The following is an 8,803-nucleotide window of genomic DNA, read 5'->3' as shown; positions in this document are numbered from 1 at the left end:
CAAGCTTGGTTAACCGATATGCAAATGAGCTATCCCATTTAAGAGAAATTATGGAGCGAGGTATGAAGCCGCTTGATATTTTAGAGAGTAAAAAAATAGCTAAATTTGTTTTAGAGACCATTAAAAGGAAAGATCCTGAGCAGTACGAAGCTTTATGTAAAAGTATAGGAAAAAGTTGTAAGCTGTGAGTAAGTTTGACAATTAATATGTGACATGGAGGCGGGATAAAGATATGAAATTTCGGCAAATTTTATCAGATTTAGTTCAAAATTTAAAATTTCTATTTTTACTTCCGCTTCTAGCGATCGGCGCGCAGGCACTGGAGCCAAAAATCGTAATGAAGCCCGAAGCGAGCCTAAAAAACGGGCTTTACTACGTAAAAGGCAAGCTCTACGACGGCACGCTAAGGATGCTGCGTTACAGCGTCGAGGACCTATATGACGTAAATGCGATGGGCATGGTCTATCCGAGGCTAAAACCTCTGCCGCCCACGCTCATACGCGAGATCGACGTGCAGGGCGGCACGGCGGTGCGATATCGAGACTATTTTGACGGCAGAGACAAACCCTCAAACGAATATCCCCTAAAAAACGGCGTCCGCGAGGGTACGGCTAAGCACTACCACGCAGATAGCGGCGCTCTGATGGGCGAGAGCGAATACAAAAATGACGTTCGCGACGGGCGCTACCGCCGCTACTACTTTGACGAAGGCGGCGCGTTAAAGCAGGAGGGTATTTTTAAGGCGGACAAGCGAGAGGGCGTGTTTACCGACTATTACGCCAGCGGCGAGGTTAGCGCACGTAGCCCATACGTCGGCGGACTGCGAAACGGCGAGGACTTCGACTACTACAAAAGCGGCAAAATCCGCGGCGTGCGAACCTACAAAGAGGGCAAGCGAGAGGGCGCGGAGACGTGGTACTACGAAAGCGGCGCCGTGGAGGAGGCGGGCGAATACAAAAGCGACCGCAAAAACGGCGTTTGGAAGCGATTTTACGAAAACGGCAAAACGCGCGTAGTAGAAAATTACAAAGACGGCGAAAAGGACGGCGTCGCGCGCGAACACTACCCAAGCGGCAAGTTACGAGGCGAATACGAGTACAAAGACGGCCGCCAAACGGGCGCGGGGCTGGACTACTACGAGAGCGGGGCGCCGGCGGCGAAAGTGATGTTTAAAAACGGGCGCTATCACGGACTGTACGAGGAGTATCACGAAAACGGCAAGCTAAAAGCCAAAGCGACGTTTGAAGACGGGCTGGAGGTCGGCGAGGCGCGCCACTACTACGCAAACGGCAAACTCGAAGCCGAGGGCGAATTTGAGCGCGGCAGGCTCGTGCGTGCCAAAAAATACGACAAAGATGGCAAGCTAATCAGCGACAAGTCCGATAAAAACGGACTTCCGAGGGAGTAAAATTAGCTAAATTTATACCTTTGCGGTTTAAATTCGCTCTTTAAATTTTAGCTTTTAGCCGTAAATTTAACGTTTATGTCGCTTTGGCGGGAAATCTGGTGCGCAAAGCTCAAAAAAGCGGCGAAGCGATAAAAATCCGCGAAAATTTATAAATTTTACCGCGCGAAACGGCTACGCGCAAACGGCTCATAAATTTCACGGCGCGAGATTAAAGCGCTAAAACGCAAAGCGGCGATATTTGCGCGAATTTGACGGCATAACGCAGGTTTTTGCATTTGCTGGCGTAAAACGGAGGCGGTTTGTGCGTCAAGCTCGCATTTAAAAGACGCCGAAGCGACTCTGGCAAAGCGCGCCAAAACGTAGGCGCGAGACTTGCAGACGCGAACGGGTAAAATTTGCAGGCGATTTACCTTGCAAAAGATAAAGATTTGCCAAACCGCAAAGATCGTAAATTTAATCCGCCCGCGCGAAGTAATCAAAACGCCGCTTTGAGTCGATAAAATTTACGCTCAAAGAGAAAATTTGCTCGCAAATTCGGATCGCAAGCGCGGCGAAATTAAACTCTCTTCATTTAAGCTATCTTCCGAGCTGAGCGTTTAAATTTCCTTTGTAAATTCGGCCTCATCGGTTCGTTAAATTTACCCTTTTACGTCGCAGGCTAAATTTAAAGCTTAAATTTACGCGCCTAATTTTAGGCGTTTGTAGCCAAATTTAACGCGGCGGACTAAATTTAAATTTATAGCAAATTTAATTTAAAACCGTAAAATCGCCGAAATTTAAGGAGCAAATATGAAAAAAATCGGCCTAATCGGCGGGATGAGTTTTGAGTCTACGATAACGTATTACGAGCAAATAAATCGCAAAATAAACGAGCGTCTAGGCGGGCTAAGCAGCGCGGAGATACTGCTAAGCAGCGTAAATTTCGAGGAGATCGAGGTCTGCCAGCGCGAAAACAGATGGGAGGACGCGGGCGAAATTTTGGCGCGTCACGCGAGGATTTTGCAAGGCGGCGGGGCTGATTTTATCTTCATCTGCACAAACACGATGCACAGGTGCTTTGATGCCGTGCAAAGCACCGTTAGCGTGCCTGTGGCGCACATCGCGGATGCCACGCTAAAAGCGCTAAAAAATGCAGGCGTCGCCAAGGTAGGGCTGCTCGGCACCGTTTATACGATGACGCAGGATTTTTACAAAAGTCGGTTGATAGAGGGCGGCGCGGAGGTGCTTTTGCCAAGCGCGAGCGATATGGCGGAAGTAAATCGCGTCATCTTTGAGGAGCTTTGCTACGGCAAGATCGCGCCTGGCTCAAAGGCGAATTTCTTGCGCATCATCGAAGATTTTAGGTCGCGCGGCGCGCAAGGAGCGATACTTGGCTGCACCGAGATAGGCATGCTGGTATCGCAGGCGGATACGGATATGCGGCTTTTTGATACGACGCAGATACACATTGATGCGGCGGTTGAGGCGGCGCTGTCGTAGTTTTTAGACGCAAAGGGGTTAAATTTACTCCGCGTCTTTAGATAAATTTGCGTAAATTTACGGTTTGCAGGGCATTTTACTTTTGGCGCTACGATTTTTATATCGTATTTTTAGACCCGCAAACGATAAATCTTATAAAAGGCAAAATCAAGAATGGGTAAAATGTGGAGCAAATAGCGTTAAAAACGCTATTTTAGCAGATAGAAACATAAGGAAAAATGAGAGCTAAAAACGCAAAATTTGCAAAATTTAGGCATTTTTTGCATTTTGAAAGCCAAAGCTTAAATTTTCAAACTTCAAAAATAGCTTCAAAATCCCTTTAAGTCACGCCTTTTTTGACTTGCGCCGCACCCTACGATAGCGCAATTTTCTAAATTTTTGTCGTCTATTAAGGTGGACTCGTATTTTTCATTATCCGAAAATAGAGCTTTAGCCTTCGTTATCAAGTTTTTCTAGTCGCTTGACGAATGCGTCGCCGCCGTAGTTTATGACGTATACATTGCCGCTTTTGCCGTGCTTATAAAAAGAAGTTTGTCGTTAGCGATATCGCAATTAAATTTGCGCGCCTTAATTTCGGCAAAATTTTAACGAGGTTTGGGCGGTTTTGTGCGCCGATTTCTTGGACCTGGTCAAGTAAATTTAATAAACGTTATGAATTTCTACTTAAATGATAACAACTCTCATAACTAAGCTATTTTTTAGCTAAGCTATTTTATAATAATCACAATCAAATAAACAGGAGTCCAAAATGTCAGTTTTAGTTATCGGAGCCGACGAGATAACGCCTATAAAAGCAGTCCTAAAAGACCTCGGCGCGGAAGCGATCGAGCACTGGGACGCGCGCAACGAAAACCGCGTAAATCGCAAACCGATCCCGCAAGATACCGAGTGCGTCGTGATGTTAACCAGTTTTTTAAACCACAACACGATGAAAACGATAAAAAACCAAGCCAAAAAGCGCAATATCCCGATCGTTTGCGCCAAAAGAAGCGTCAGCTGCGTGTTTAGCGAGTATTGCAAAGTCTTTGGGCTAGATAAGGAATTTGGATGCTGCAAGGTAAAAGACTAATAGATGAAATTCGGCTTTTTATCAGGTATTGGAGAAATAACTCCAAGTATTTTTTCAGGGCTTGATGCGGTAAATAAAGCCCGAATTTTTATAAATTTATACAACTGTTGCGTAGGTTGCGAGCTAAAAATTCCTTTTATTTATGCGTATTCGGGCTTAAATTTGGAGGAAATTTTTCTAAAGCGCATACAGGACTTATGCGAGTTTAAAAATCCTAGCCGAAGTAAAATTTCAAGCTTTTGTATCGCCTCAAACGTCGTAATCCGCGCCTATAAAACGGGCAAATTTGACGCCGTCCCGCCGCTAGCTGTCTCTCCCAAACACCCGGCCGCTAAGCTAATCCTTATACTAAAATCCCAAAACGGAATATGTTTTGACGCGGACATAATGTTTTCTCAGTTTGTTTATGATAAAATACGCGCCAAACATTTTGATAAAAACGTTTATTTTCAAGACGGGATTATCTTTGCCGAGCAGGGCGGGCGCAAGCTTTTTGGCGTTATGCCGTGCTTTAAGGAGATAACCAAAGAGCGGTTTCATCTGGCTAACTGCGAGATCGCTAGGGGCTTTGAGGCGCTTAGCGGCGGGGAGTTTGACAGGATGTTCATCGTAGCTCCGAGAAATGCGAATTTCTCGCGCTACATCGAGGTCAGACGGGAGTACGGATGCGGCGGATCGTTGCGACTGGTGCCCTACACGATAAGTCATCATATTTTTTAAAGGAAATTTAAATGATAGGTATCATTTTTGGAAGCAGTATGGGAAATACTGAGGAGGCGGCGGGCTTTTTAGCCGAGAATTTGGGGCTGGAAAACGAGCTTTTAAACGTAGCAAACTGCGACGCGGCTAAGCTAAACGGCTTTGACAAGCTGATTTTGGGCGTTTCGACCTGGGGTACAGGCGACCTGCAAGACGACTGGGACGCGTTTGATTTCGGCGGATTAAAGCTTAGCGGCAAGACGGTTGCGATATTTGGCATGGGCGATGCCGAGAGCTACGCGGATAGTTTTTGCGGCGCGATGGGCAAGCTTTACGATGAGGTCGTAAAAGCGGGCGCAAACGTCGTGGGCGCAGTGTCCGTGGACGGATATAAATTTGACGAATCAGAAGCCGTAAGAGACGGTAAATTCGTCGGTCTGCCGCTTGATGCCGATAACGAAAGCGAAAAAACCGAGCCTAGAATCAGCGCCTGGATAGAGCAGATCAAACCTCATTTTGCTTAAAACTTAATACTTCTAGTCGGGCTTTTGCCCGATTTTTCTTTTAAATTTAACGCTTTTTCTTTCAAATTTGACTTTGCCGCGCTACAGCATTAAGGCGATTTTGGCGCGTAACGGCTGCGCAAATTTTATTAAGACAGCTTTATATCTATTCGTTTTTAATCAACTCAAATTTGAGCTAAAATTTAGCAAATTTAGCTAAAATCACGCCGAATTTATGTTAAAAATAAGGAGAAAATATGCCTCTACTAGATAGTTTTTGCGTCGATCACGTGAGGATGAACGCGCCCGGCGTGCGTCTGGCAAAGACGATGAAAACGCCAAAAGGCGACGATATAAGCGTGTTTGATTTGCGTTTTTGCAAGCCGAACGAAGAAATCTTGCCAGAAAAAGGCATCCATACGCTCGAGCACCTATTTGCGGGCTTTATGCGCGATCATTTAAACGGCAAGGGCGTTGAAATCATCGATATCTCGCCGATGGGCTGCAGGACGGGCTTTTATATGAGCGTGATCGGCGTGCCGAGCGAGGAGGCGGTCAAGGCCGCGTGGACGGCGTCGATGAAGGATATCCTGGGCGTCAAAAACCAAGAAGACATCCCCGAGCTCAATAAATATCAGTGCGGCACGTACAAGATGCATTCGCTTGACGAAGCGCACGCGATCGCAAGCAAAATTTTAGAGCGCGGACTAATCACGATAAATAACGAAGAGATCGCGCTAGACGTCGCTGCGATGGGGCTTAAAAAGCACTGATCGCTCGTTAAATTTAGCCGCCGTTTGCGCGGCTTTTACTCTCGCGGCAAATTTGAGTAAAGCTCAAATTCGACTCGGTTTGCCGCGCTCTTACTTCAAATTTTACTCTTTTAATATACAAAACCCGCTTCGTAATAAAATATAGCGATGTAATTTTAAGCCGTAAATTTATAAAATTACATTAATAAATTTTCTTAAGGAAGTGCGATGAAAAGTTTTAAATTCGTTTTGATCGCGGCCTGTGCGGCGGCGATCAGCTTAAACGCCGAGGTTTTAACAAAGACGACCGATATATCTCTAGGCGGTAAAAAAGTCGGCAAGATCGAGATTTTAACGCCAGTCGAGGTTGTTTCTAAGGACGGCGCAAAAGCCAAAATAAAGGTAAAAGGCGCGGTTTCGGCAAACTACCTGGCTCAGATACAGCGTAGCGTCAAAAATACCGAAATCTTCACGGTTTTTGATGCCGAGAGTGAGGCGAATTTTAAGAAAATAAAAGAGGTCGAGGACGACTACGGCGAGCTTTGGTATGAGGTCGAGGGCACGTACGAAGTCGCCGCAGACGCGCTAGGTAGCGACGCAAACGCGCTATATAAACAAGCTCAGCAAAAGTACGAGGAGACCTGCTCGGCGTGCCACCGCTTGCACGAGCCAAACAGCTTTACGGCGGCTCAGTGGCCGGCAAATTTACAGTCGATGATCGATACGAACTACGTCTCGCTAGAGGAGACGGAGCTAAATTTGATCGTTAAATACCTACAGCATAACGCAAAAACCGTAGAATAGGGCTTTGGCGCGCCTAGCGCCCAGATCAAATTTGCTCGTCGCTTGAAGCGTAAAATTTAGCGACGCTTGTTCTTTAAATTTGGATTTTATGTTTTGCGGCGGCAAATTTAATTTGCGGCGTCTTGCTCGCTAAAGAGCCGCGTTGCAAAAAGCGAGCGCCGCTAATAAAATATAGTTTTAAAAGTAAATAACGGAAAACGAGTCGCCAAATCGCGCCGGTGCCGCAAATATCGGCGATTTGGCTTTGCTTGGGTCTGCGACTTCGCGACTGCAAGCGCAAGGCGCGGGGGCTTGCTCCTGCGAGAATTAAAATAAGGGAGAAACCGATGAAAAGACGAGATTTCATCAAATTTTCGGCATTGGCGGCTACGGCTGCGCAGGCTAGCAGGATAGAAGGCGTTACGCAGACGATTTTCGATAACAAAAAGGTATTCGGCGCGAACAGATTCGGGCTTTTTTGGGCAAATACCAACTCAAATCAGATAGTTTCCGTTAGCGATTTCGAGGGCGATAAATTTCCTAATACGATGAATTACAGCCTGCCTGATTCCGTGCAAAACGAGGCTCGCGTGCTGTATCCGATGGTGCGCAAAAGCTATCTAAAAGCCAAGGGCGCGGCTAAATCCGAACTGCGAGGCAAAGAGGAATTCGTGCGCGTTAGTTGGGACGTCGCGCTTGATCTTGCCGCCAAGGCGTTAAAAGAAGCCCACGAGAAATACGGCAGCGAAGCGATCTACGGTGAGTGCTACTGGTGGGGCGGCAGCGGCAAGGTCAGCTGGGGGCGTACGGTCGCTCACAGGATGCTTAAAATTTTAGGCGGCTACGTGGAGGAAAGCGGCGATTATTCGACGGGGGCGGGTCTGGTTATCATGCCTCACGTGCTAGGCTCAAGCGCGGTTTACGATACGCCGACTAAGTGGGCGGCGATAGTTAAAAACGCTAAAAACGTCGTATTTTGGGCGACCGATCCTATCGTAACAAATCAAATTTCATCCGTGCCTCCTACTCACGAGGGCTACGTAGGTATAAAAGAGCTTAAAAAATCGGGCATTAAAACATATAGCGTAAACGCGATGGTAAACGATACGGCGCGCTACTTCGGCTCCGAGAATATCATCGTACGCCCTAATACCGACGCGGCGTTAATTATCGGCATGTGCCACCATCTGTTTACGAACAAGCTCTACGACGAGGAATTTATCAAAAAATACACCGTCGGATTTAATAAATTTAAAGACTACTTTATGGGCGAGACCGACAAAGTCGTAAAAGACGCGGAGTGGGCGAGCAAAATTTGCGGCGTAGCGGCGGATAAGATAAAAAGCTTCGCCGAGGCTTTGGCAAAAGAGCCTACGACCGTGCTTATAGGCCGCGCGCTTCAAAGAGCCGACCACGGCGAGCAGCCTTTCTGGGCGCTTATAGCTCTTAACGCGATGCTAGGCTATATCGGTAAAGAAGGCCTTGGCTTTGAGTTTAGCCTAGGATACGACTCGGGCGGTATGACGAATAAAATTTCACCGACGCTAAAAGGCATCAGCACGCGCATTAGCGAAAAATACGAAAATTTAGGCAAGGCCCCTTGGAAAGACGCTAAAAACGTCACCATTCCGTCCTCTCGTAGCATCGAGGCCTTAGAGTATCCCGGCAAAGAGATCGACTACGACGGCACCAAGATTAAACTACCTCGCATGAGAGTGGCGTATATGGCCTCAGGCTCGATGTTTACGCGCCATCAAGACGTAAACAACGCCGTCAAGCAGTGGAGAAAATTCGAAACCGTCATCACCGCCGAGCCTTATTGGACCAGCACGGCGAAATTTAGCGACATCGTACTACCCGTAGCTATCGAAGTGGAGCGTAACGATATAAACCAAACCGGCGACAGCGGCGAATATATCGTAGCCTATAAACCCGTCATCGCGCCGATGGGCGAGAGCAAGAGCGACTTTTGGATCTGCGAGCAAATTTGCAAACGCTGGGGCTACGGCGAGGCGTTTAGCGAGGGCAAGGACGAGCTGGGCTGGATGAAGGAATTTTACGCCGACGCGGCCGAGCAGGCCAAGGGGCTAAATTTAAGCATGCCTAGCTT

General features: G+C 47.2%; 9 protein-coding genes. All 9 read left to right on the top strand.

The window, feature by feature from the left end; translation table 11 throughout:
- On the top strand, positions 1 to 188 hold a 188-nt coding region (locus RYL88_RS09110), incomplete at its 5' end, for a hypothetical protein (RefSeq protein WP_314990756.1).
- 44 nt (positions 189 to 232) lie between these two features.
- On the top strand, positions 233 to 1,408 hold the full coding sequence (locus tag RYL88_RS09105) for a hypothetical protein (protein ID WP_314990753.1): 1,176 nt from the start codon (positions 233 to 235) through the stop codon (positions 1,406 to 1,408).
- Positions 1,409 to 2,197: 789 nt separating this feature from the next.
- The gene (locus tag RYL88_RS09100; RefSeq protein WP_314990751.1) at positions 2,198 to 2,887 is read left to right on the top strand and encodes an aspartate/glutamate racemase family protein; all 690 of its coding nucleotides are present in this window, start codon (positions 2,198 to 2,200) and stop codon (positions 2,885 to 2,887) included.
- A 748-nt stretch (positions 2,888 to 3,635) separates the two neighbouring features.
- A complete protein-coding gene (locus tag RYL88_RS09095; RefSeq protein ID WP_002949171.1) occupies positions 3,636 to 3,956 on the top strand; it encodes a DUF2325 domain-containing protein in 321 nt (106 codons plus the stop codon).
- A 3-nt stretch (positions 3,957 to 3,959) separates the two neighbouring features.
- Positions 3,960 to 4,676, top strand: coding sequence for a hypothetical protein (locus RYL88_RS09090; RefSeq protein ID WP_314990750.1), 717 nt, complete (start codon positions 3,960 to 3,962; stop codon positions 4,674 to 4,676).
- Between the two features lie 11 nt (positions 4,677 to 4,687).
- A complete protein-coding gene (gene fldA / locus RYL88_RS09085; protein WP_314990747.1) occupies positions 4,688 to 5,179 on the top strand; it encodes a flavodoxin FldA in 492 nt (163 codons plus the stop codon).
- Between the two features lie 236 nt (positions 5,180 to 5,415).
- Positions 5,416 to 5,931 (top strand): S-ribosylhomocysteine lyase, encoded by a 516-nt coding sequence (gene luxS / locus RYL88_RS09080; protein ID WP_122866513.1) that lies wholly within the window; start codon positions 5,416 to 5,418, stop codon positions 5,929 to 5,931.
- Positions 5,932 to 6,138: 207 nt separating this feature from the next.
- Positions 6,139 to 6,714: a hypothetical protein gene (locus tag RYL88_RS09075; RefSeq protein WP_314990744.1), complete on the top strand. Its 576-nt coding sequence runs from the start codon at positions 6,139 to 6,141 to the stop codon at positions 6,712 to 6,714.
- Positions 6,715 to 7,040: 326 nt separating this feature from the next.
- On the top strand, positions 7,041 to 8,803 hold a 1,763-nt coding region (locus RYL88_RS09070; RefSeq protein WP_314990742.1), incomplete at its 3' end, for a molybdopterin-dependent oxidoreductase.

The sequence above is a fragment of the uncultured Campylobacter sp. genome, from assembly GCF_963517995.1.
Lineage (GTDB): Bacteria > Campylobacterota > Campylobacteria > Campylobacterales > Campylobacteraceae > Campylobacter_A.
This window is presented reverse-complemented; position numbering and strand designations above follow the sequence as displayed.